This window comes from Mycobacterium sp. 1423905.2, from assembly GCF_001673155.1.
Lineage (GTDB): Bacteria > Actinomycetota > Actinomycetes > Mycobacteriales > Mycobacteriaceae > Mycobacterium.
Genome location: NZ_LZLE01000183.1, coordinates 13,480 through 34,538, shown reverse-complemented (window position 1 = coordinate 34,538; position 21,059 = coordinate 13,480). Strand labels below are relative to the sequence as shown.

General features: G+C 66.9%; 22 protein-coding genes, 1 tRNA gene and 3 pseudogenes. 15 read left to right on the top strand and 11 right to left on the bottom strand.

What is annotated here, in order from left to right:
- A pseudogene (locus A9W95_RS11140) lies at positions 1–661 on the top strand (diaminopimelate decarboxylase); the annotation flags it as partial.
- On the opposite strand, the gene A9W95_RS11135 reads toward A9W95_RS11140, so the two are convergent.
- Both A9W95_RS11135 and A9W95_RS11130 read right to left on the bottom strand, forming a co-directional pair.
- Complete coding sequence (locus A9W95_RS11135) at positions 634–891, bottom strand: hypothetical protein (protein WP_067412124.1); 258 nt, start codon at positions 889–891, stop codon at positions 634–636. The pseudogene A9W95_RS11140 and the gene A9W95_RS11135 overlap by 28 nt on opposite strands.
- Before the next feature lie 82 nt (positions 892–973).
- A complete protein-coding gene (locus tag A9W95_RS11130) occupies positions 974–1,567 on the bottom strand; it encodes a TetR/AcrR family transcriptional regulator (protein WP_131811289.1) in 594 nt (197 codons plus the stop codon).
- 434 nt (positions 1,568–2,001) lie between these two features.
- Between A9W95_RS11130 and A9W95_RS11125 the strand changes: the two genes are divergently transcribed.
- From A9W95_RS11125 to A9W95_RS11105, 5 genes are all read left to right on the top strand, one after another.
- A tRNA-Gln gene (locus tag A9W95_RS11125) sits at positions 2,002–2,073 on the top strand.
- A 63-nt stretch (positions 2,074–2,136) separates the two neighbouring features.
- Positions 2,137–3,609, top strand: a complete 1,473-nt coding sequence (gene glmU / locus A9W95_RS11120; RefSeq protein WP_067412119.1) for a bifunctional UDP-N-acetylglucosamine diphosphorylase/glucosamine-1-phosphate N-acetyltransferase GlmU — start codon at positions 2,137–2,139, stop codon at positions 3,607–3,609.
- Positions 3,610–3,700: 91 nt separating this feature from the next.
- A complete protein-coding gene (locus tag A9W95_RS11115) occupies positions 3,701–4,681 on the top strand; it encodes a ribose-phosphate diphosphokinase (protein WP_067412116.1) in 981 nt (326 codons plus the stop codon).
- Positions 4,682–5,038 (top strand): arsenate reductase (glutaredoxin), encoded by a 357-nt coding sequence (arsC, locus tag A9W95_RS11110; protein ID WP_067412111.1) that lies wholly within the window; start codon positions 4,682–4,684, stop codon positions 5,036–5,038.
- Positions 5,035–5,688, top strand: coding sequence for an LpqN/LpqT family lipoprotein (locus tag A9W95_RS11105; protein ID WP_067412108.1), 654 nt, complete (start codon positions 5,035–5,037; stop codon positions 5,686–5,688). Before arsC ends, A9W95_RS11105 begins: the two co-directional genes overlap by 4 nt.
- 8 nt (positions 5,689–5,696) lie before the next feature.
- On the opposite strand, the gene A9W95_RS26845 is transcribed toward A9W95_RS11105, so the two are convergent.
- Positions 5,697–5,867, bottom strand: coding sequence for a response regulator transcription factor (locus A9W95_RS26845; protein ID WP_216638155.1), 171 nt, complete (start codon positions 5,865–5,867; stop codon positions 5,697–5,699).
- 23 nt (positions 5,868–5,890) lie between these two features.
- Positions 5,891–6,130, bottom strand: a pseudogene (locus A9W95_RS26840) (adenylate/guanylate cyclase domain-containing protein); the annotation flags it as partial.
- Between the two features lie 202 nt (positions 6,131–6,332).
- Here A9W95_RS26840 and A9W95_RS11095 point away from each other — a divergent pair.
- From A9W95_RS11095 to pth, 4 genes and pseudogenes are all read left to right on the top strand, one after another.
- A pseudogene (locus A9W95_RS11095) lies at positions 6,333–6,548 on the top strand (cytochrome P450); the annotation flags it as partial.
- Positions 6,549–6,553: 5 nt separating this feature from the next.
- Positions 6,554–7,423 carry an oxidoreductase gene (locus A9W95_RS11090; protein ID WP_067412101.1) on the top strand — a complete coding sequence of 290 codons (870 nt, stop codon included), beginning with the start codon at positions 6,554–6,556 and terminating at the stop codon, positions 7,421–7,423.
- Positions 7,424–7,719: 296 nt separating this feature from the next.
- The gene (locus A9W95_RS11085) at positions 7,720–8,361 is read left to right on the top strand and encodes a 50S ribosomal protein L25/general stress protein Ctc (RefSeq protein WP_067412098.1); all 642 of its coding nucleotides are present in this window, start codon (positions 7,720–7,722) and stop codon (positions 8,359–8,361) included.
- 12 nt (positions 8,362–8,373) lie between these two features.
- On the top strand, positions 8,374–8,949 hold the full coding sequence (gene pth / locus A9W95_RS11080) for an aminoacyl-tRNA hydrolase (protein ID WP_067412096.1): 576 nt from the start codon (positions 8,374–8,376) through the stop codon (positions 8,947–8,949).
- An 8-nt stretch (positions 8,950–8,957) separates the two neighbouring features.
- On the opposite strand, the gene A9W95_RS11075 is transcribed toward pth, so the two are convergent.
- The 5 genes from A9W95_RS11075 to A9W95_RS11055 form a co-directional block, all read right to left on the bottom strand.
- A complete protein-coding gene (locus tag A9W95_RS11075; RefSeq protein ID WP_067412093.1) occupies positions 8,958–10,592 on the bottom strand; it encodes a fatty acyl-AMP ligase in 1,635 nt (544 codons plus the stop codon).
- A 261-nt stretch (positions 10,593–10,853) separates the two neighbouring features.
- Positions 10,854–11,813, bottom strand: coding sequence for a 4-(cytidine 5'-diphospho)-2-C-methyl-D-erythritol kinase (locus A9W95_RS11070; RefSeq protein ID WP_067412090.1), 960 nt, complete (start codon positions 11,811–11,813; stop codon positions 10,854–10,856).
- A 45-nt stretch (positions 11,814–11,858) separates the two neighbouring features.
- Entirely contained in the window at positions 11,859–12,788 is a 930-nt protein-coding gene (gene rsmA / locus A9W95_RS11065; protein ID WP_067412130.1) for a 16S rRNA (adenine(1518)-N(6)/adenine(1519)-N(6))-dimethyltransferase RsmA, read from the bottom strand.
- Entirely contained in the window at positions 12,752–13,879 is a 1,128-nt protein-coding gene (locus A9W95_RS11060; protein ID WP_067412089.1) for a resuscitation-promoting factor, read from the bottom strand. Before A9W95_RS11060 ends, rsmA begins: the two co-directional genes overlap by 37 nt.
- Positions 13,880–14,055: 176 nt before the next feature.
- A complete protein-coding gene (locus tag A9W95_RS11055; RefSeq protein WP_067412088.1) occupies positions 14,056–14,895 on the bottom strand; it encodes a TatD family hydrolase in 840 nt (279 codons plus the stop codon).
- Positions 14,896–14,927: 32 nt separating this feature from the next.
- Here A9W95_RS11055 and metG point away from each other — a divergent pair, with 32 nt between their 5' ends.
- From metG to A9W95_RS11040, 3 genes are all read left to right on the top strand, one after another.
- Positions 14,928–16,496 carry a methionine--tRNA ligase gene (gene metG / locus A9W95_RS11050; RefSeq protein ID WP_067412087.1) on the top strand — a complete coding sequence of 523 codons (1,569 nt, stop codon included), beginning with the start codon at positions 14,928–14,930 and terminating at the stop codon, positions 16,494–16,496.
- Between the two features lie 180 nt (positions 16,497–16,676).
- Positions 16,677–17,042 (top strand): PAS domain S-box protein, encoded by a 366-nt coding sequence (locus A9W95_RS11045; protein WP_082983026.1) that lies wholly within the window; start codon positions 16,677–16,679, stop codon positions 17,040–17,042.
- A 59-nt stretch (positions 17,043–17,101) separates the two neighbouring features.
- Positions 17,102–17,659, top strand: a complete 558-nt coding sequence (locus tag A9W95_RS11040; protein WP_067412086.1) for a serine acetyltransferase — start codon at positions 17,102–17,104, stop codon at positions 17,657–17,659.
- Here the strand turns inward: A9W95_RS11040 and A9W95_RS11035 are convergent.
- Positions 17,656–18,339, bottom strand: coding sequence for a TetR/AcrR family transcriptional regulator (locus A9W95_RS11035; RefSeq protein ID WP_067412085.1), 684 nt, complete (start codon positions 18,337–18,339; stop codon positions 17,656–17,658). The two genes, A9W95_RS11040 and A9W95_RS11035, sit on opposite strands and share 4 nt — an antisense overlap.
- Before the next feature lie 129 nt (positions 18,340–18,468).
- A complete protein-coding gene (locus A9W95_RS11030; RefSeq protein ID WP_067412083.1) occupies positions 18,469–19,161 on the bottom strand; it encodes a TetR/AcrR family transcriptional regulator in 693 nt (230 codons plus the stop codon).
- A 321-nt stretch (positions 19,162–19,482) separates the two neighbouring features.
- Here A9W95_RS11030 and A9W95_RS11025 point away from each other — a divergent pair, with 321 nt between their 5' ends.
- Together A9W95_RS11025 and A9W95_RS11020 are read left to right on the top strand one after the other, a co-directional pair.
- Positions 19,483–19,782, top strand: a complete 300-nt coding sequence (locus tag A9W95_RS11025; protein WP_067412081.1) for a PE family protein — start codon at positions 19,483–19,485, stop codon at positions 19,780–19,782.
- A gap of 31 nt (positions 19,783–19,813) precedes the next feature.
- Positions 19,814–20,989: a PPE family protein gene (locus A9W95_RS11020; RefSeq protein WP_067412078.1), complete on the top strand. Its 1,176-nt coding sequence runs from the start codon at positions 19,814–19,816 to the stop codon at positions 20,987–20,989.
- Positions 20,990–21,059: the final 70 nt, after the last annotated feature.

Genomic DNA, 21,059 nt, shown 5'->3' with positions numbered 1-21,059 from the left:
CCGGATGATCGCCGCGATGGCCGACATCCGCGCCCGTCACGGCGTCATCCTGACCGAGCTGAACATCGGCGGCGGCCACGCTGTGCCGTACCTGTCCGGTGACGCGGAGCTGTGCCCCGACGAGCTGGCGGCCGCTGTCGAGGACGCGCTGGACGAGGCCTGCGCGGCCGAACAGTTCCCGCGGCCCGTGCTGGTCGTCGAGCCCGGGCGGGCCATCAGCGCCCGGGCCGGCGTGACGTTGTACCGGGTGTGCTCGGTCAAGGCGCAACCGGGCGGGCGGACGTTCGTCGCGGTGGACGGCGGGATGAGCGACAACCCGCGGGTGTCGCTGTACGGCGCCCAGTACACGGTCACGCTGGCCAACCGGCCTTCCCATGGGCCCAAACAGCGCGTCACGCTGGCCGGACGGCATTGCGAGGCCGGCGACGAGATCGCCCGCGACATTGAGCTACCCGCCGACGTGCATCCCGGGGATCTGCTGGCCGTGGCGTGCACGGGTGCGTATCACCACAGCATGGCGTCGAACTACAACATGGTGGGCCGGCCGCCGGTGGTCGCGGTCAGGGACGGCCGGGCGCGGCAGTTGGTGCGCCGGGAGACCATCGCCGACCTATTGGCCCGCGACTGTGGTTCTCACCAGGGCATGGTGGCCCAGGAGTAGAAGGCGCCGTCGCCGACGTCGTGCACGCCGTAGGAGTCCCAGTAGTAGTCGTGGCAGACGCCGCCGTCCCACGGGACGGGCCGGCCTGCCGGGTTGGGGTCGCCGGGGCACCAGGTGGTGCAGGCTTGCAGGCGCGGGCAGTTGCCTTGCTCGGCCTGGGCAGGTGCGGCAAGCCACAGGCCTCCCAGCACCGACAGTGATGTTGCTACACCAGCGATGATCGCTTTCATGGCCGCTCCTTCGTTACTGGCCGCCCCGGTTGGGACGGACGTCAACAGTGCACAGCGGGCGCATCGCTACCGATCCCAAGATCTATTCGTCTTGCAGTTGGGGATCGGCTTCCAGGTGGGTCAGTCCGTTCCACATCAGGTTGACCAGGTGGGCGGCGACTACTTCTTTCTTGGGCTCTCGGGTGTTGAGCCACCACTGCGCGGTCATGGACACCGAACCGACGAGTGCTTGGGCGTAGAGGGGAGCCAGGTCAGGGTCCAGGCCGCGGCGGGCAAAGTCGCCGGCCAGGATCGAGCTCACCTGGCTGACGGCGTCGTTGAGCAGGCTGGAGTAGGTGCCCGAACTGATGGAGGCGGGCGAGTCGCGGATCATGATGCGGAAGCCGTCGGTGCGTTCTTCGACGTAGGTGAGCAACGCCAGCGCCACGCGTTCGACCCGGACGCGGGACCGGTTGTTGGTCAGCGACGAGGTGATGCCGTCGAGCAGCGCCGACATCTCCCGGTCGACGACGACGGCGTACAAGCCCTCCTTGCCACCGAAATGCTCGTAGACGACCGGCTTGGAAACGTTGGCGCGTTGGGCGATCTCCTCGATGGAGGTGCCGTCGTAGCCGCGTTCGGCGAACAAGGTGCGCGCAATGCCGATCAATTGGTGGCGCCGCTCGCTGCCGGTCATTCGAGCGCGCGGAGCGCGCACCTCTTTGTCTGGCTCCTTGTCGGGTATGGCCACGTCAGTAAGGGTATGGCAGGTTTCGCGTCGACAGTGAGCCCGCGGCGGCGACTGTGCGGTGGTGGCGGCAAAATCGCGGGTTTTCCGCCCTGCCCGCACATTCGGATGCGCAGGTTCACGCTCGGTGAAGCGCGCGTACTCCCAGGGTCGCTCCTGCCCCAGCCGTCACACCAGCCTCTCCGGTGGGTGATCCACTTTTTGCCCGCCTCACAGCGACAATTGCGCGACGCCACGCGTTGTCGCTGTGAGGCGGGCAAATCGAACACCCTTGGGGTTAGGGGCCAATGTGGTGGATGTGACAGCGAAGCTGGCATCCGACAACGACCGGCATCCTCGGCCGACTAAAGTCATGGTGGCGCGTGAGCGCTCTCGGCACGCAATCCGTCGTGGTGTAATCGGCAGCACTTCTGATTTTGGTTCAGACAGTTCAGGTTCGAGTCCTGGCGACGGAGCCCTAATTGCACCGGCTCCGGCGAGCAGACATAACGTTCGCCGACGAGACCGTGAGGAGAGGTATGACGTTTCGTGGTGACACCGCGGTCCTGGTCTTGGCCGCCGGTCCCGGCACCCGGATGCGGTCGGACACCCCAAAGGTCCTGCACACCCTCGGCGGGCGCAGCATGCTCTCCCACTCCCTGCATGCGATGACCAAGCTGGCGCCGCAACACCTGGTCGTCGTCCTCGGCCACGACTACCAGCGCATCGAGCCGCTGGTCGGCGAACTGGCCGACCACTTGGGCCGCACCATCGACGTCGCACTGCAGGACCAACCGCGCGGCACCGGCGACGCCGTGCTGTGCGGCCTCAAGGCATTGCCCGACGACTACTCGGGCATCGTCGTCGTCGCCGCCGGCGACACCCCGCTCCTGGACGCGGATACCCTCGCCGACCTGATCGCCACCCACAGCGCGGACCACCCCGCAGGCAAGGCGGCGGTCACCGTCCTCACCACCACGTTGCACGACCCCCACGGCTATGGCCGCATCCTGCGCACCCAGGACAACGAAGTGATGGCCATCGTCGAGCAGACCGACGCCACCGCCTCTCAGCGGGAGATTCGCGAGGTCAACACCGGGGTTTACGCCTTCGACATCGCCGCCCTGCGCTCGGCGCTGACCCGGCTCAGCTCCAACAATGCCCAGCAGGAGCTTTACCTCACCGACGTCGTCGCCATCCTGCGCCGCGACGGAATGACCGTCAGCGCCCGACACATCGACGACAGCGCCGTGGTGGCCGGCGTCAACAACCGCGTGCAACTGGCCGAGCTGGGCGCCGAACTCAACCGCCGCATCGTCAACGCCCACCAATTGGCCGGGGTCACCGTCGTCGATCCCGCTACCACCTGGATCGACGTCGACGTCACAATCGGGCGCGACACCGTGATCCAGCCCGGGACGCAATTGCTGGGCCGCACCCAAATCGGCGGTCGTTGCGTCATCGGGCCCGACACGACGCTCAATGACGTCACCGTCGGCGACAACGCCACCGTCTGCCGCACCCACGGCGCGTCGTCGTCCATCGGCGACGGCGCCACGGTCGGCCCCTTCAGCTACCTGCGGCCCGGCACCCAGCTGGGCGCCGAAGGCAAGCTGGGCGCCTTCGTCGAAACCAAGAACGCGAACATCGGCGTCGGCACCAAGGTCCCGCATTTGACCTACGTCGGCGACGCCGACATCGGCGAACACAGCAATATCGGCGCGTCCAGTGTGTTCGTCAACTACGACGGCACAACCAAACGGCGCACCACCATCGGCTCGCACGTGCGCACCGGCTCGGACACCATGTTCGTCGCCCCGGTCAGCATCGGCGACGGCGCCTACACCGGCGCCGGAACTGTCGTGCGCGAGGATGTGCCGCCCGGCGCACTGGCCGTATCGGCGGGTCCGCAACGCATCATCGAGGACTGGGTGCAGCGCAAACGGCCCGGTACCGCGGCCGCGCAGGCGGCCGAGCAGGCCAAAGCACGCGAATCCGAACCGCAACCGTGAATTTGTTTCCCGGCTACCCGGCAGCGCATCCAGGCTCTTCGCTTACCATGGGGCGTTCGAATTCCCATCCCGAAACGGCGAGGGCAGCGCGTTGAGCCACGACTGGACCGATAACCGCAAGAACCTGATGCTCTTCAGCGGCCGCGCCCACCCGGAGCTGGCCGAGCAGGTAGCCAAAGAACTCGACGTGCACGTCACCGCGCAGACCGCGCGCGAGTTCGCCAACGGCGAGATCTTCGTGCGCTTCGACGAATCGGTGCGCGGCTGCGACGCCTTCGTCCTGCAGTCCGCGCCCGCACCGGTCAACCGCTGGCTGATGGAACAGCTGATCATGATCGATGCGCTCAAGCGCGGCAGCGCCAAGCGGATCACCGCGGTCATGCCGTTCTACCCTTATGCGCGACAGGACAAGAAGCACCGCGGCCGCGAGCCGATCTCGGCCCGGCTGGTCGCCGACCTGCTGAAGACGGCAGGGGCCGACCGCATCGTCACCGTCGACCTGCACACCGACCAGATTCAGGGCTTCTTCGACGGACCCGTGGACCACATGCGCGGCCAGAACCTGCTGACCGGCTACATCCGCGACAACTACCCCGACAGCAACATGGTGGTGGTCTCCCCCGACTCCGGGCGGGTGCGCATCGCCGAGAAGTGGGCCGATTCGCTGGGCGGCGTCCCGCTGGCGTTCATCCACAAGACCCGCGACCCGCGGGTGCCCAACCAGGTGGTCTCCAACCGCGTGGTCGGTGAGGTGCAGGGCCGCACCTGCGTCCTGATCGACGACATGATCGACACCGGCGGCACCATCGCCGGTGCGGTGCAATTGTTGCATCACGACGGCGCCAAGGACGTCATCATCGCGGCCACCCACGGTGTGCTGTCCGACCCGGCCGCCGAACGACTGGCCGCCTGCGGCGCGCGCGAGGTGATCGTCACCAACACTCTGCCGATCGGCGAGGAGAAGCGCTTCCCGCAACTGACCGTGTTGTCGATCGCACCGCTGTTGGCCAGCACCATCCGCGCCGTCTTTGAAAACGGCTCCGTGACAGGACTATTCGACGGAGACGCCTAGATGGTTTCTGGCACCGGCGACGCCGTCATCTACCACAATCCCAAGTGCAGCACGTCGCGTAAGACGCTGGACCTGTTGCGGGACAACGGGTTAGAGCCGACTATCGTGCAGTACCTCAAGACCCCGCCGTCCCGCGACGAGCTGGTGCGAATGATCCGCGACGCGGGCATCGACGTGCGTACCGCGGTACGCAAACGCGAACCGCTCTATGCCGAACTCAACCTCGCCGACGCCACCGACGAGCAATTGCTCGACGCCATGGCCGAGCACCCGATCTTGATCGAGCGGCCGTTCGTCGTCACCTCCAAGGGCACCCGACTGGCTCGGCCGATCGAAGCCGTACGCGAGATCTTGTGAGGCCGCAGGCTATTCGAGTATGCGCGGCCACCGTTGCACTGGCCGCCCTGACCGCGGCGTGCGGGCCCAAGACGACGGACTATTCGTCGGTGCTGGCGCCGACGACGACCACCACCAGCGCCGCGGCGACGACGACGGGCAAGGCGGTCCCACTGTCGGAGTACTTGCAAAGCGTCGGTGTCACCGGTGACCCGGTGCCACCGACCGGACTGCCCGACCTCAACGTGTCCATCCCCACGCCGCCCGGCTGGGAAGCCCACGGCGATCCCAAGGCCCACCCGAACGCGGTGATGCTCGCCAAGGGCGACAACCTTCCGGCCGCCATGCTGGTGGTGTTCAAGCTGCGCGGCAGCTTCGATCCCGCCGAAGCGATCAAACACGCCAATGCCGATCTGCCCGAAGGGTTTCACCAGCTCGATGCATCGACGGCAGACTTCAACGGCTTTCCCTCGTCGATGGTCCAGGGCAGTTACGACGCCCGCACCGGACGGATGCACAGCTGGAATCGCATTGTGCTGGCAACCGGCTCAGCGCCCGCCAATCAGCGCTACATGGTGCAGTTGACCATTACCAGCATGGCCAACGAAGCGGTCAAGCAAAGCGACGACGTGGAAGCGATCATCCGCGGATTCGTGGTCGCCAAGAAGTAACGCCTGACTCAGCTGTGTTGAGTCGCTTCGTGAATCAGTTGTACGCGCGAGGTGATACCCAATTTCGCGTAAACATGGGTGAGATGCGTCTGCACCGTTCGGGGGGAAACGAAAAGCCGGGCACCAATTTCCTTGTTGCCCAGTCCTTCTCGAGCCAGGCCGACCACATCAAGCTCCATGGGCGTCAGCGAGCTCCAGCCGCTAGCGCCAGCGCACATGCCACCGCATCGCTCGCCCGGGCGAAGGCGGCCACGAAGCTGTCACCCTCGCCCTGTTCGAGCGGACGCACCCCATCATGGGCGGCGACGCTGTCGTTGACCGTGCGGTTCAGCTGGGCAAGCGCGGTGGTCATCTGCTCCGGCTCGGTCTCCCACAGCCGCGTAGACCCTTCAACATCTGCCAGAAGCAGCGTCACCGTTCCGGTTGGCAGCAACTCACTCATGCCCAACTCGCTCCAGGTCAGCGCATTGATCTCCGCGTGTTGGCTCATGTTAGTCAGCATCGCGAGCCGGTATCGGTCAAAACATCCGCCACGACGCGTAGATCGGCACCAGCCCGCGGAACATCTACGCATTGCTGCGGATGGTCTCGCTCGTCAGCCGCCGGATAGTCGACGCCATGACCACGCTCGCCGGCATATGCATCCCGACCGGCTCGGCCCGCCGGCCATCCTCAGCTTCGGCGGCGGCGCGCACTACTGCCTGGGCGCGCACCTGGCCCGGCTAGAACTGATCGAAGCCCTGCGGGTCATCACCGCGCGCCTGCCCAACGCCCGGCAGGTCGGGCCCGGTTCATGGCCGAGCATGGCAGGAATAACCGGACCCCTCAGCGTGCGGCTGGAGTTCGACATCGTTAACTAGAAGCCATGACTGGCTGGACCGCCGCAGACCTTCCGTCGTTCACCGGCCGCACCGTCATCATCACCGGTGCCAACAGCGGACTCGGCGCGGTGACCGCCCGCGAATTGGCCGGCCGGGGAGCTCACATCGTCATGGCCGTCCGCAACACGGACAAGGGCCAGGCGGTCGCGCGGGAGATGCCCGGCGAGGTCGAGGTGCGCCAGCTCGATCTGCAGGACCTCTCTTCGGTGCGGGCTTTCGCCGACGGCGTCGAGCACGCGGACATCTTGATCAACAACGCCGGCATCATGGCAGCCCCGTATGCCGTGACCGCCGACGGCTTCGAAAGCCAAATCGGCACCAATCATCTGGGCCATTTCGCGCTGACCAACCTGGTGCTGCCCAAGCTGACCGACCGGGTCGTCACCGTGTCGTCGATGGCGCACTGGCCGGGCCGCATCGACCTGGCCGACCTCAACTGGAAGTCTCGGCGTTACTCGGCCTGGCTTGCCTACAGCCAGTCGAAGCTGGCCAACCTGCTGTTCACCAGCGAGTTGCAGCGCCGGTTGACTGCCGCCGGCTCGCGGCTGCGCGCGCTGGTGGCCCACCCTGGCTATTCCCACACCAATCTGCAGGGCGCTTCCGGCCGCAAGTTCAGCGACGCGGTCATCTCGACCGCCACCCGGGTGGTAGCCACTAACGCCGACTACGGCGCGCGGCAGACGTTGTACGCGGTCGCGCAGGATTTGCCGGGCGACACGTTCGTCGGCCCGCGCTTCGGGTACCTGGGCCGCACGCAGCCGATTGCCCGCAGCCCGCGGGCCAAAGATGACAAGACGGCCGCCGCGCTGTGGGAGCTGTCCGAGCAGCTCACCGGCACCAAGTTCCCGCTGTAGTCGATCAGGCCGACTGTGCGCGTAGGGCTTCCGGTGTGCGCGCAGGGCGGCAATTCCGTCGAGAGTGCGCCGGGAACGCTCAGTGGAAACCGTGGCTGCACACTCGCCAGTCGGCAGCCCGTTGCTGGGGCGCATGTGACCATTGCGGCGACCGGATTTCGCCTCGACGGCGCAGATGCGTTAGCCTGACCGGGCGTCACGGCGAGGGTGGCCGGCACATGCCAGCACCGTTATCGACGGAGACCGGCTTCACTGTCGCGATCCTGGCCGTGCCTTCACACCTACAGGAGCGACATATGGCCAAGTCACAAGCAGTCAACCAGCTGGATGTCTCGGTACGGTCCGAGACCGGCAAGGGCGCGTCCCGCCGAGCCCGCCGTGAAGGCAAGATTCCCGCCGTTCTCTACGGCCACGGCGCGGACCCGCAGCACCTCGAATTGCCCGGCCACGACTTCGCGGCGGTGCTGCGCCACTCGGGCACCAACGCGGTGCTGACGCTGAATATCGGCGGCAAAGAGCAACTGGCGCTGACCAAGTCGCTCGACATTCACCCGATCCGCCGCACCATCCAGCACGCCGACCTGTTGGTGGTGCGCCGCGGCGAGAAGGTCACCGTCGAGGTCACCGTGGTCGTCGAGGGCGAGCCGACCCCTGGCGCCCTGGTGACCCAGGAGGCGAACGCCATCGAGATCGAAGCCGAGGCGCTGTCGATCCCCGAGCAGTTGACGATTTCGATCGAGGGCGCCGAGGAAGGGACTCAGTTCACCGCCGGCCAGATCGAACTGCCGCGCGGGGTCAACCTGATCTCCGACCCCGAGACGCTGGTGGTCAACGTGGTCACCGCGCCCACCGCCGAGGACCTCGAGGGCGAGGCCGCGACGGAGGAAGCCGAGACCGAAGAGGCCGAAGAGGCCGGCGCTCCCGAAGAGACCGAGTAGGCGGATCGCGACGTGGCCGAACCGCTGCTGGTGGTCGGCCTGGGCAATCCCGGGGAGAACTACGCCCGCACCCGGCACAACCTCGGCTTCATGGTCGCCGATCTGCTGGCGGATCGGCTGGGCGCAAAGTTTAAGGCGCACAAAAAGTCCGGTGCCGAGCTCGTCACCGGACGGCTGGCCGGGCACTCGGTGGTATTGGCCAAGCCGCGCTGCTACATGAACGAGTCGGGCCGCCAGGTCGGACCGCTGGCCAAGTTCTACTCGGTGTCACCGGGCGACATCATCGTCATCCACGACGAACTCGACCTGGACTTCGGGCGTATCCGACTCAAGCTGGGCGGCGGCGAAGGTGGCCACAACGGATTGCGTTCGGTGGCCGCCGCGCTGGGCAGCAAGGATTTTCAGCGGGTGCGCATCGGCATCGGCCGCCCGCCCGGACGTAAGGACCCGGCGGCGTTCGTGCTGGAGAACTTCAGCGCGGCCGAGCGCGCCGAGGTGCCGACCATCTGCGAGCAGGCCGCCGACGCGACCGAGATGCTGATTCAACTCGGCTTGGAACCGGCGCAGAACCGCGTCCACGCCTGGTAGCGCGGCCCCTAGGTGACCAGCGTGACCGAGGTGGACCGGCGCAGCTTGCCCGACGGGGTCTTCGGAATGGTTCCCGGCCCGAGCACCACGACGTTGCGGGGCCGCACGTCGACCTCTTTGAGCACCTCGTGCGCCACCTGGTGCTCGATGCGACGCACTTCGGTGGGGTCGTCGTAGGCGTTGGACTCGACGGCGACGGCGAAGGTCTCGCGGGTATGCCCGGCGTCCAGCCGCACGGCCACCGCGCATCCCGGACGCACCCCGCTCACCCGGCCCGCCGCCCGCTCGATGTCGGTCGGGTAGATGTTGCGGCCGGCCATGATGATGACGTCCTTGACGCGGCCGCAGACGACGATGTGGCCGTTGTCCATCTGGTAGCCCAGGTCACCGGTGTCATACCAGCCGTGCCGGTCCTGCGCCGAGATGAATCCACCCATGGTCAGATAGCCCGGGCTCACCGATTCGCCGCGCAACTCGATGACGCCGACCCCGCGCTTGGGCAGCACGTTGCCGTCCTCGTCGACGATGCGGGCCTCGATGCCCTGCAGCAGCGGCCCCAGCGAGGCCAGCCGGCGGGTGTTGCCCTTGGTCGCCGGCACCGCGCGCCGCAGCGCGGCCATCAGGTCGGCGTCGACCTCGTCGACTACCAGACCGGCACCGCACTCGGAGAACGCCACCGCCAAGGTGATTTCGGCCATTCCGTAGGCCGGCAGGATCGCCTCGGGCTTCAGTCCGAACGGCGCGCCGGCGTCGCAGAGGTCCTCGACGTCCGACGGCTCGACGGGCTCGGCGCCCGACAGCGCGAACCGCAACGTGGACAGGTCGAACTGGCCCGGCTTGGCCTGCTTGCGCAGCCGCTTGGCGAACAACGAGTAGGCGAAGTTCGGGGCCGCCGTCATGGTGCCCTGGTACTTGTCGATCAGCTTGGCCCACAGCAGCGTGTCGCGCATGAAGTCCAGCGGGGTGACTTTGACCAGCTCGCCGCCGAAGTACATGGGGACGGTCAGGAAGCCGATCATGCCCATGTCGTGGAACAAAGGCAGCCAGCTGATCATGACGTCGGTGTCTTCGTTGTACTCCGCGCTGATGTACATCGCCTCGAGGTTGGCGTACAGGTTGCGGTGCGTGATCTGCACGGCCTTGGGCGAGCCGGTCGATCCGCTGGTCAACTGCATCAGCGCCAGATCGTCCTCACCGACCTCGATGGCATCGATCGGGTCGGCCGCCAGCAGCTGCTCGACGGTCACGACCTTGACGCCGCGCTCCTCGAGGACCGGCGCGGCCGCCATGAACGGATCGGAGATGATGACCGCCTTGGCCTCGATCATGTCGATGACGGTGGTGGTGTCTTCGGCCCACACGACCAGGTCGGTGCGGGGGGTGGGCTGGTGCAGCATGGTCAGGCTGGCGCCGCGCATCCACAGCCCTTGCGCGGCGGGAGCGATTTCCACCGGGGCACCGGCCAGCACGCCCACCGCGTCGCCGTGGCCGACGCCGATGGCCGCCAAGCCGCCCGCGATTTGACGCGCGCGCTCGTGGACCTCACCCCAGGTGTGCCGGACCGGGGTGTGCGGTTCGCCGGTCACCATGCCCTTGGTGGACTCGCGAGCGTTGCGGAACATCTTCTCGGTAAACCTGCTCAAAGCAACCTCCTCGATGTCGGCCCCAAGGGCCGAACTTTCATGTTCCGCCTGCTGAATGCCACTGTGGAGCAGGCGCGCGCATACATTTGGGGAGCAATTAGGTCTCGGTCCGGTGATGAGACAACGGCCCGACGCTGCGTCGCGCCGGGCGAAAATCCCGCACCTATGTGCACACCGCTACTCGTCACCGCGGATTATCTTAAGCTCCTCTTAAGTAACTGCCAAACGCAAAAGTGTTTTGAGGCAGATTTCACACATCCGTCATGCTTCGGTCATCGGCGCCGGTACCACTCGCGCGCCGGGTACCGGCCCGCTGGCCACGCGCACCGTGCGGCACACTCCCGCCCCGGACAATTGCGTGCCGACGTCGACGGCCTGCGCCGCGGACGTACACAGGAACGCACACGTTGGCCCGGACCCCGAGACGATGCCGGCCAGCGCACCCGCCTCCACGCCGGCGCGCAGCGCACGTCGCAGCGACGGGTCCAGGCTGACCGCGGCCGCTTGCAGTTCGTTGCCCAGCAGCGGTGCGAGTTGATGCGGGTCACCGGCGGCCAACGCGGCCAGCACCGGCCCAGGCTCGGCCAGCCGCGGCGGATCGCCGGCCTCGCGCAGCCGGTCCAACTCGCCGAACACCGCCGGCGTCGACAAGCCGCCCTCAGCGAACGCCAAAACCCAGTGAAAGGTGTTGCGGGACAATACCGTTGCCAACTCCTCGCCCCGGCCGGTGCCCAGCGCGGTTCCGCCGTGCAGAGCGAACGGGACATCGCTGCCCAACTGCGCGGCCATCAGGCGCAGGTCGCGACGGGGCAAGGCGAGTTCCCACAGGGAGTTCATCGCCACCAGCACGGCGGCGGCGTCGGCGCTGCCGCCGGCCATTCCGCCGGCCACCGGAATGGTCTTGTCGATCAGGATGGATACGTCCGGAGCCCGTCCGACATGGTCGGCCAACAGCTCGGCGGCTCGCCAGGCCAGGTTGCGTTCGTCGGTGGGTAGCTGTTCGGCGCCCTCGCCGACGAGTTCCAGCGACAACACGTCGGCGTTGCGCACGGTCACCTCGTCGATCAGCGACACCGCCTGGAACACCGTCGTCAGCTCGTGATAGCCGTCGTCGCGGCGATCCCCGACCGCCAGGTAGAGGTTCACCTTGCCCGGCACGCGCACGGTCACCGACCCGGTGGGCACCCACAATTCGGCGGTGTTGCCGTCAGACGCGGACACGGCAGCAGACTATCGCTGCGGACGGCGGCGGCCTCAGCATGTTCCTCAGCTCGCAGACGCGTGTCCGGGCATGGGCGGCAGGTCGGCGTCACAGCGCTGCAGCAGGCGCACGAAGTCCTCGATGGACAGCGTCTCGCCGCGCCGGGCGGGATCGATGCTCGCCGCAAGCAGGCGGTTCGCCGACTCGTTGCCCGAGCCGGCCCACTCGGCGAAGGCGTTGCGCGACGTCTTGCGCCGCTGCGCGAACGCAATGTCGATCAACTCGAACACCCGCTCGCGGAACGCTTCGTCCGTCGGCCACGGCGAGCTCTGATAGCGGTCGATGCGCACCAGCCCGGAGTAGACCCGGGGAATGGGCCAGAACACCGTCGGCGACACCGTGCCACACCGTTGCACCCGCCCGAAGAAGCGCACCTTGACGCTCGGCACGCCGTATTCCTTGCCGCCCGGTTCGGCGGCCAGCCGTTCGGCGACCTCGGCCTGCACCATCACCGTCACGCTCCGGATCGAGGGGAACTCGGCCAGCAGGTGCAGCAAGGCCGGCACCGCGACGTTGTAGGGCAGATTGGCGACGACCGCGGTCGGTTCGGCGGGCAGATCGCTGCGGCGCAGCGTAAGGATGTCATGGTTGACCACGGTGAGCCGCTGGGCTTCGCTGTGCGAGTGGTCGGCTACGGTTTGCGGCAGCCGCGCGGCCAGCACCGGGTCGATTTCCACGGCGGTGACCGCAGCGCCTCGGTCCAGCAACGCCAGGGTCAACGACCCCAGGCCCGGTCCCACCTCCAGCACCTCGTCGGATCGGCCGACGCCCGCGAGCGTGACGATGCGGCGCACGGTGTTGGCGTCGTGGACGAAGTTCTGCCCCAGTGACTTTCGGGGCCGGAAATCGAGTTCTTTGGCCAGCCGCCTGATCTCGGTGCGCCCGAGCAGCCGAATCGTCAGTTTGCACCCGCCCGGCCGCTGCACACCGGCCAGGCGCCCCACCCTTGACGCGAGCGCGTCACTTCGGCGACCGCGATCTGCTCTTCACGGGTGGCCATGTCGGCGCGCGGCGCGTAGCGCAGGCCGCCGTTGGCCTCCCAGGTGCCCTGGTCGAATTGCACACCGCCGTAATACCCGTTACCGGTGTTGATCGCCCAGTTTCCGCCGGCTTCGCAGCCCGCGATGGCGTCCCAGATCTGCCCGTCGCTCACCGGCGGCACCTCGGTGCCCGGCTTGGTGCCCACCCGCACCACGGCTTCGCGGGCCGGAGTGACCACGACGTTGGCGATCGGCAGCCGACCGGTCTCGACGCCGTTGGTTTCGGCGACCGCGAAGGTGACGTCTTGGGTGCCCGGCGATCCGGGGTCTTCGACGATCTCCCGACTCATGTTCATGTCCGGGTCCTCGATGCGACGGGCCGACGGCGGCAACGGCATGCGCTCGGTCACGGTCTGGATCCGGTTGCGGGTCACCTCGATCTGCATGCCGTCGACGATCGGGGCCGTCGCGTTGGGGCTGACGTGGTCACCGCCCATCAGCGGCACGCCGGCGGCCACCAGCAGTCCGGCGACGTTCGGCGCGGCCAGGTGCACGGTGCGGACCGCACCACCGTCGTTGATCTGCACCGTCTTCGCGCTGACGACGGGCAGGGCCATCCCGGCCAGGGGAACCCGGCTGCCGCGCGACGCCGCTGCCGGAGCGGTGTCGGTCATGGAGAGCTGGGCCAGCGCCTCGTCGACGGTGGACGCCGTGGTCCACACCTGCTTGGCGTCGTGCCCGTCGAGGGAGATCTGCAACGGGCGGCTGCGGCGCAACACGATCTTGGTGGCGTCGTGGACGGCCACGTCACCGGCCGGGTACAGGTCGTCGCGCTCGTCGACGGAAAAGCCGTTCTCCTGCACGACGTCGATGACCCGCGACTTCATCGTCGTCACCCGCAGTTCGGTGCCGTCGATGGCCAGCGTCACGGTCTTGCACGCGGACACCGCATAGCCCCCGGCGAAAGCCAGCACGGTGAGCAGGGCGCCAACAATCAAGCGCAATATCGGTGATTCAGTTTGATGAAGTTTGGCTACTAGATTCAATGTCCGTCTATCCCCAACGTAAGCAACAACTCAAACCCAACGACCTTCTCAGCTGCAAATGACGAAATGGGCCCGCAGGCCCACCCGTTCGATCACAAGACGGTAACGAACCGGCCAATGCTGAGCAACTCGGGCGACACACTGTTAGGCGCCGTTGGGCACCGCACGGCCTCGGTTCACTCCACCCCGTAGACCCGTTGAGCGTTGCTCGTGGTGACCTCGGCCAGCTCCTCGGGCCGGCGATCGAGCAGCTCAGCCAGCGCCCGCACGGTGTAGGGCAGGCAATACGGTTCATTCGCTGCCCCGCGGTACGGGTGCGGGGTCAAAAAGGGCGCGTCGGTTTCCACCAGAAGCTGCTCGCTGGGGATCAGCGGCACGGCTTCGCGAAGGTCTCGGGCGTTACGGAAGCTCACTGTGCCGGACAAGCTGACCAGCCAACCGGCCTGCACGCACTCGCGGGCCATTGCACTGTCCGACGAGAAGCAGTGGAAGATCACCGTCTTAGGCGGGCCCTCCGCGCGCAGCACGTCGAGCACCTCGCGGTCGGCCTGCCGGTTGTGGATCATCAGCGGCTTGCCGATCCGCTTGGCCAGGTCGATATGCCAGGCGAAGGCCTCGCGCTGGGTGTCCGGTGCCGCGCAACCTTCGAGTCGCCCCGGCCAATACATGTCCATGCCGGTCTCGCCGACCGCCACCACGCGCGGATGGGCCGCCAACCGTTCGATCTCGGCGCGCGCGGCCTCGGTCAGCGCGTCGGCACGGGTGGGGTGCAACGCCACCGCGGCGTACACCCGTGCATCCCACTCGGCCGCCGCGGTCACCCAGCGCGCCGAATCCATGTCGTCGGCAATCGTGACCACGGCGCTCACCCCGACGGCGGCCGCCCGGTCGACGATGTCGGTCACGCCCGCGGCGTCGGTCGCGCCGCACGCGTCCAAGTGCGTGTGCGCATCGATCAACGGCGCCAGCGGCTGCGGCGGGGGCGGTGCTTCTCGCTTGTTGGAGCTCACGCGCACACAATAGGTCCACCCAATAGGGTGGTTTCTCGATGAAGCCACCGCAGCCCTACTACGTCACCACGGCGATCGCCTATCCCAACGGCGCGCCGCACATGGGCCACGCCTACGAGTACGTCGCCACCGACGCGATCGCCCGGTTCAAACGACTCGACGGCTTCGACGTGCGCTTCTTGACCGGGACCGACGAGCACGGCCTCAAGGTCGCCCAAGCCGCCACGGCCGCCGGGGTGCCGACCGCCGCCCTGGCCCGCAGCAACTCCGATGTCTTCCAGCGCCTGCAAGAGAAGCTCAACATCTCCTTCGACCGGTTCATCCGCACCACCGACGCCGACCACCACGAGGCGTCGCAGGAGATCTGGCGACGGATGGCCGCCTCCGGCGACATCTATCTCGACAACTACGCCGGCTGGTACTCGGTGCGCGACGAGCGGTTCTTCGTCGAATCGGAGACCCAGTTACTTCAGGACGGCACCCGGGTCGCGGTGGAAACCCAGACCCCGGTGACCTGGACCGAAGAGCAGACCTACTTCTTCCGGCTTTCGGCGTATGCCGACAAGCTGCTGGCACACTACGACGCTCATCCGGACTTCATCGCTCCTGAAACTCGCCGCAACGAGGTGATCAGCTTCGTTTCCGGCGGGTTGGACGATCTGTCCATCTCGCGTACCTCGTTCGACTGGGGTGTGCAGGTTCCCGATCACCCCGAGCACATCATGTACGTCTGGGTGGATGCGCTGACCAATTACCTGACCGGAGCCGGCTACCCGGACACCGACTCCGAGCTGTTTCGCCGGTATTGGCCCGCCGATCTGCACATGATCGGCAAGGACATCATCCGGTTCCACGCCGTGTACTGGCCGGCGTTTCTGATGTCGGCCGGAGTCGAGTTGCCGCGCCGGGTCTTCGCGCACGGGTTCCTGCACAACCGCGGCGAGAAGATGAGTAAGTCGGTGGGCAACACCGTCGACCCGGTCGCGCTCGTCGAGACGTTGGGCGTGGACCAACTCCGCTACTTCCTGCTGCGCGAAATCCCGTTCGGCCAGGACGGCAGCTACAGCGAAGAGGCGATCATCACCCGGATCAACACCGATCTGGCCAACGAATTGGGGAACCTGGCGCAGCGCTCGCTGTCGATGATCGCCAAGAATCTCGACGGGGTGGTGCCGCATCCCGGTGAATTCGATGCGGCCGACACCGAATTGCTCGCGACGGCGGACGGGCTGCTGGAAAGGGTGCGCGGGCACTTCGACGCCCAGGCGATGCACCTGGCGCTCGAGGCGATCTGGCTGATGCTCGGTGACGCCAACAAGTACTTCTCCGCACAGCAGCCATGGGTGCTGCGTAAGAGCGAAGCCGAAGCGGACCAAGTGCGGTTCCGCACCACTTTGTATGTCACCTGCGAGGTGGTCCGCATAGCCGCCTTGTTGGTGCAGCCGGTGATGCCGGAGTCGGCGGGCAAGGTCCTCGACCTGCTCGGCCAAGCAAATGACCAGCGGTCATTCACAGCGGTCAGCCAGCGGCTCGCCGCGGGGACCGCACTGCCGCCGCCCAGCGGCGTTTTCCCTCGCTATCAGGTGCCCGAGTCAGCCCAATCATAGGAATTCGCAATGGAATTCGACCCGCCTTCAGCCGGGACGACGCAGTCGGCGCAGGTGGGCGCCGGCGCCCTGGGCACCGCCGCGGCGGCGTTAACCACCAGCAAAGCTGGCATATCTTCTGCCATAGGACATAATCGGCTGGTGGACCGACGACGCAACCGGCAACTCACCCAATCGCCGATGACCACCCTCAAGCAGTTGCCCGCATTGGTTGTGCTGGAACGGATCCCGGTCCCTGTGCTCGCCATTGGCCACGACGGCAGCATCCTGTTCACCAACACCGCGTTCGCCCAGATGGTTGGCTGCGAACCGGAGGAGGTGTTGTCGCTGCGGTTCGAAGAGATCTTCCACCAGACTCCAGACTCGGAATCGTCGCTGCTTTCCTTCGTGCACGCTTTGGCCAACATGGTCGTCGAACTGGCTCACAAAGACGGCTCGGTGGTACGGGCACTGATGAGCCGGTCGGCCGTGATGCGTGCCGACGACAACTTCGCTCTCGCGGCGTTTCAGGACCTGACCGAGCAGCTGTGGGAAGACGAGCGCTGACGTTTCAGACCTTTAGTATCGACTGAGCGTTACTAGCGCACAAATAGTATGATTGCCCTGTGATCAAGACTCGCGCCGACCTGGCGTCGTATCTCGCGGCGGACATGGCAGCCCAAGGCCTCGATCGTTGGCGGCACCGGTACCGCATCACGCAGCGGCCCGCTTATTTCCAGCGGCTGCTGCGCAAATCCGAGTATTGGACCAACTCCGCCCGGACGCCGGCGGGGCGACTGATCGCCGGATACCTGCAGCTGCGGACCAAGTTCCTGGGCGAGCGACTCGGCTACGTGATTCCGCGCAACGTGTTCGGGCCGGGGCTGTCGATCGCCCACATCGGACCGGTGCACGTGCACTATCGCGCCCGCATCGGCGCCAATTGCCGCATCCATCAAGGCGTTTCGGTCGGAGAAGGACGTCCGGGCCAGTACCCGAGCATCGGCGACGACGTCTACCTCTACCCCGGCGCCATGGTGTTCGGCGCCGACATCGGGAGCCGAGTCGGCGTCCGAGCCGGCGCCATCGTGGTCAAATCGGTACCTGACGACGTCGACGTCGCCGGCGTTCCGGCGCGAATCGTCCGCCACCACCGGTCGAGCACCGCGATCGCCCAGGCTTAGCTCGCCGGCGCGGCGGGCCGGGCATGGCGCATCGCTTCGCGCGCCAGGAACTGCCGAAAGTAGGGCAAGGACGCCTCGGTCACGATGCCGGGCAACAGCAAGGTCCACAACTGACTCAACCGCCCGCTGAGGTCCTGGGTCTGGTCCACGCTGTCCTTCGCCCCCGACATCGCGGTCAGCAGTAACCGGGTACCGAACAAGGCGCCGATGATCGACTCGCTGAGCACATCGGGGTCGACATCCTCGCGCAGGTCGCCTTCGGCGATCGCGCGCCGGGCCTCCGCGGCCATCTCCGCCACGCAGCTTGCGCTGGAGCGCGCGGCCGCTTCGTTGAAGCCGCTCAGGGCGGCGGCCAGCTGTTCGGCGGCACGGACCGTCTTGTCGGAGTTGAGCACGCTGGCGAAGGCGAAAGTGCCGTGGATCATGTTCTCCAACGCGGGCGACGCCGGCACGCACACGTTGCGAAACGCGCGCAGCAGCACGTCGGCGCCTTCGTTGATGATGTCTGAGGCCAGCGCCTCTTTGGAGTCGAAGTGATGGTAGAGCGCACCCTTGGTCATACCTGTTCGCTCGATGATGGTGCCCCACGCCGCGGCGGCGTACCCGACTTCGGTGAAGACGTCGACCGCTGCGTCCAGAATCTTTCGCCGGGTTGCCTCAGATCGGACCTGGCGCGCCATCGAATTCGTTCCTCCGCACTGCTCCCGAGGCGCGCGGGCGACGGCCCTGCGTCTCATAGTTCCTGGTCAGCGCGTAAAGCCTAACAGCCGCCCCAAAGCCAGTTGCGAGTTCGTCCCGGGGGTTGCGGGTCAGTCCGGGATGGCCGTCGACGTGGTCCGGATCGCCAATGCCGTGCGACGCCGGATGAACTGCTGGAAGTAGTCGGTGCGGTCCTGCTGCAAGACGCCGGCCAGCACCAGCGCCCAGTTTTTCTCCAGGTCCAGCAAAAACTGCTCAGGCTTGTCCAGCTCGCTGGTTTGCCGCAAGCCCATATACATCGACACGATCAGGCGCCCGACGTCCTCGGGGTCGCAGCCTTCGGCGATGTCACCTTCATCGATCGCACGTCGCGCGACGTAGGCCAAACCCTCGACCCAGCCGTCCAGCAGCGTGCGTTGCAGCCCCTCGGTCCGACCGACCGTGCCGAGCAGATGCATCGCGGCCCGGGCCATATCGTGCGTCGCTTCTCGCAACGCGATGAGGTAGCAGAAGTCGATCAGGGTCTCCAACCCCGAGAGTTGCCTGGCCAGCAGCTCCCGGACGGCGACCCCCGCATCCGCGGTGTGTTGCTCGATGATCGCCACCGCCAGCGCGTGCTTGGAGCGGAAGTGGAAGTACATTGCGCCCTTGGTCAGCTGGGCTTCGGCCAAGATGTCGTCGAGCCCGACGTCGTGGTACGCGTGCCGAGCGAACTGGTGCGCCGCGGCGCGAAGGATGTGACGCCGGGTGGTATCGGCTCGGCCGTCGGCCGAGTCGGTCGGGTGCTGATCCGATGGACTCATGGCTGCCGCAATGGGGAATCGACACTTTCAGTTGTCGGGCTGATCGCTGTCACGTTCGCGATGCCTTCCTCGAGCAGGGCGGCCAATTCGTTACATCCTGAGCCCTCACCGGCGCTTCTCAGCTGGCGTTTGCGCCGTTTCTGAGGTTATCAGTCCGCCGACGATGTGGAGCGTTTCCACGCAAGAGCTCAAGAGTGCCATGTGACAATACTCTCGTTTAGCTTCCAGCATGGTGCACATCCCAAAAGTATGTAATACTCCCTTTCGTGTGATTGGCAGTTTGTACGCAACGGTCGCCTTTCAGGCGTAGGGGGAAGCGCAATGTCGTTCGTGACCGCACAACCGGAGGTGCTCGCCTCCTCGGCTCACACCTTGCAAGGCATCGGCTCCAACGTCGAGGCTGGCAACGCCGCCGCGGCGGCTCCCACAACCGGCTTGGCGCCGGCGGCAGCGGACGAGGTCTCTGCGTTGACCGCCATGCAGTTCGCCGCGCACGGCCAGATGTATGCGGCCGTGAGCGCGCAAGCCGCGGCGATTCACCAGATGTTCGTCGATGTCTTGAGGGTCAGCGCCGCGTCGTACGCCGCCACTGAAGCGGCCAACGCGGCGGGAGCCATGTAGCGGCGGGTCGACGCAACGGGGGGCTGGAACCATGGATTTTGGTGCGTTACCACCGGAGATCAACTCGGCCAGGATGTATGCCGGCGTCGGCGCGGGGCCATTGTTGGCCGCATCGGTGGCCTGGGACGAGTTGGCCACCGAATTGCACGCCGCCGCGTCGGCGTATTCGTCGGTGATTGCCACCCTGACCAGCGCCCCGTGGCAGGGTGCTGCGGCAATCTCGGCAGCGTCGGCGGCCACGCCGTACGCGGCCTGGATGACCGCGACAGCCGAACAGGCGGAAGAGGCGGCCGCCCAGGCCCGGGCCGCGGTCGCCGCGTATGAGGCCGCCTACACCGCCACCGTCCCACCGATGGTCGTCGCCGCCAACCGCAGCCTGCTGGCGTTGCTGGTCGCGACCAATTTTTTCGGCCAGAACTCACCGGCCATCGCCGCTACCGAAGCGCACTACTGCGAGATGTGGGCCCAGGACAGCGCTGCCATGTTCGGCTATGCCGGTAGTTCTTCGGCCGCGTCGACGCTGACCCCGTTCGAGGCGCCGCCGCAGGTGGCCGCTCCTACCGCGGGCGCCACGCAAGCCGCCGCCGTCTCCCAAGCCGGCGGTGAGGCCGGTGCCACTCAAGGAACGTTGGCGTCACTGGTGAACTCGGTACCTTCCGCATTGCAGGACATGGCGTCGCCGACCGCCGCGGGCACCAGTCCGCTTTCTCTCGCGGGGCTGGGGACACTGCCCTCCGGTTCCACCACCGACATGGCCAACCTGATCATGTTGAGCACCACACCGATCTATGGGCTGTCCGGATTGCTCAGCATCGCCCAAAGCTTGCAAGGGATGGCCAGCACCGCCGCCCAACAGGTGGGTGCCGACGTCGCGGGGCTGGCCGCGGATGCCGCCGGTGCGGCCGGTTCCGCCGCGGAGGGACTCGGTGGCGGGGTGATGGGCAGCATGGGCCAAGCGGCCAGTTTGGGATCGTTGTCCGTGCCGGCCGGTTGGACCAGCGTGATCCCCACCTCGCACTTCGGCAGTATCAGCTCGGCTCTGCCCGGCGGGAGTCTGAACGGCGGGATGGGGACCGTCCCGCCGAGCGTGCTGGGCGGACTGCCGCGTACGGCCGCCGCGCCCGGCCCGGCGCCCGGTCCCCGCTACGGCTTGGTTCCGACGGTGATGGCTCAGCCGCCCTCGGCCGGCTACGGAGAGCTGCTATGACCGCGGAATCCGTCGCACTCAGCGACCCCCACGACTAGCGCCCACCAGCAGCAAGCGAACGAACGGGAAC

Excerpts from the sequence above, each read along its gene's own strand:
- A9W95_RS11135 (WP_067412124.1), bottom strand. The coding sequence starts at position 891 with ATGAAAGCGATCATCGCTGGTGTAGCAACATCACTGTCGGTGCTGGGA.
- A9W95_RS11130 (WP_131811289.1), bottom strand. The coding sequence starts at position 1,567 with ATGACCGGCAGCGAGCGGCGCCACCAATTGATCGGCATTGCGCGCACC.
- glmU (WP_067412119.1), top strand. The coding sequence starts at position 2,137 with ATGACGTTTCGTGGTGACACCGCGGTCCTGGTCTTGGCCGCCGGTCCC.
- arsC (WP_067412111.1), top strand. The coding sequence starts at position 4,682 with ATGGTTTCTGGCACCGGCGACGCCGTCATCTACCACAATCCCAAGTGC.
- A9W95_RS26845 (WP_216638155.1), bottom strand. The coding sequence starts at position 5,867 with ATGGAGCTTGATGTGGTCGGCCTGGCTCGAGAAGGACTGGGCAACAAG.
- A9W95_RS11090 (WP_067412101.1), top strand. The coding sequence starts at position 6,554 with ATGACTGGCTGGACCGCCGCAGACCTTCCGTCGTTCACCGGCCGCACC.
- A9W95_RS11085 (WP_067412098.1), top strand. The coding sequence starts at position 7,720 with ATGGCCAAGTCACAAGCAGTCAACCAGCTGGATGTCTCGGTACGGTCC.
- metG (WP_067412087.1), top strand. The coding sequence starts at position 14,928 with ATGAAGCCACCGCAGCCCTACTACGTCACCACGGCGATCGCCTATCCC.
- A9W95_RS11045 (WP_082983026.1), top strand. The coding sequence starts at position 16,677 with ATGACCACCCTCAAGCAGTTGCCCGCATTGGTTGTGCTGGAACGGATC.
- A9W95_RS11035 (WP_067412085.1), bottom strand. The coding sequence starts at position 18,339 with ATGGCGCGCCAGGTCCGATCTGAGGCAACCCGGCGAAAGATTCTGGAC.
- A9W95_RS11030 (WP_067412083.1), bottom strand. The coding sequence starts at position 19,161 with ATGAGTCCATCGGATCAGCACCCGACCGACTCGGCCGACGGCCGAGCC.
- A9W95_RS11025 (WP_067412081.1), top strand. The coding sequence starts at position 19,483 with ATGTCGTTCGTGACCGCACAACCGGAGGTGCTCGCCTCCTCGGCTCAC.
- A9W95_RS11020 (WP_067412078.1), top strand. The coding sequence starts at position 19,814 with ATGGATTTTGGTGCGTTACCACCGGAGATCAACTCGGCCAGGATGTAT.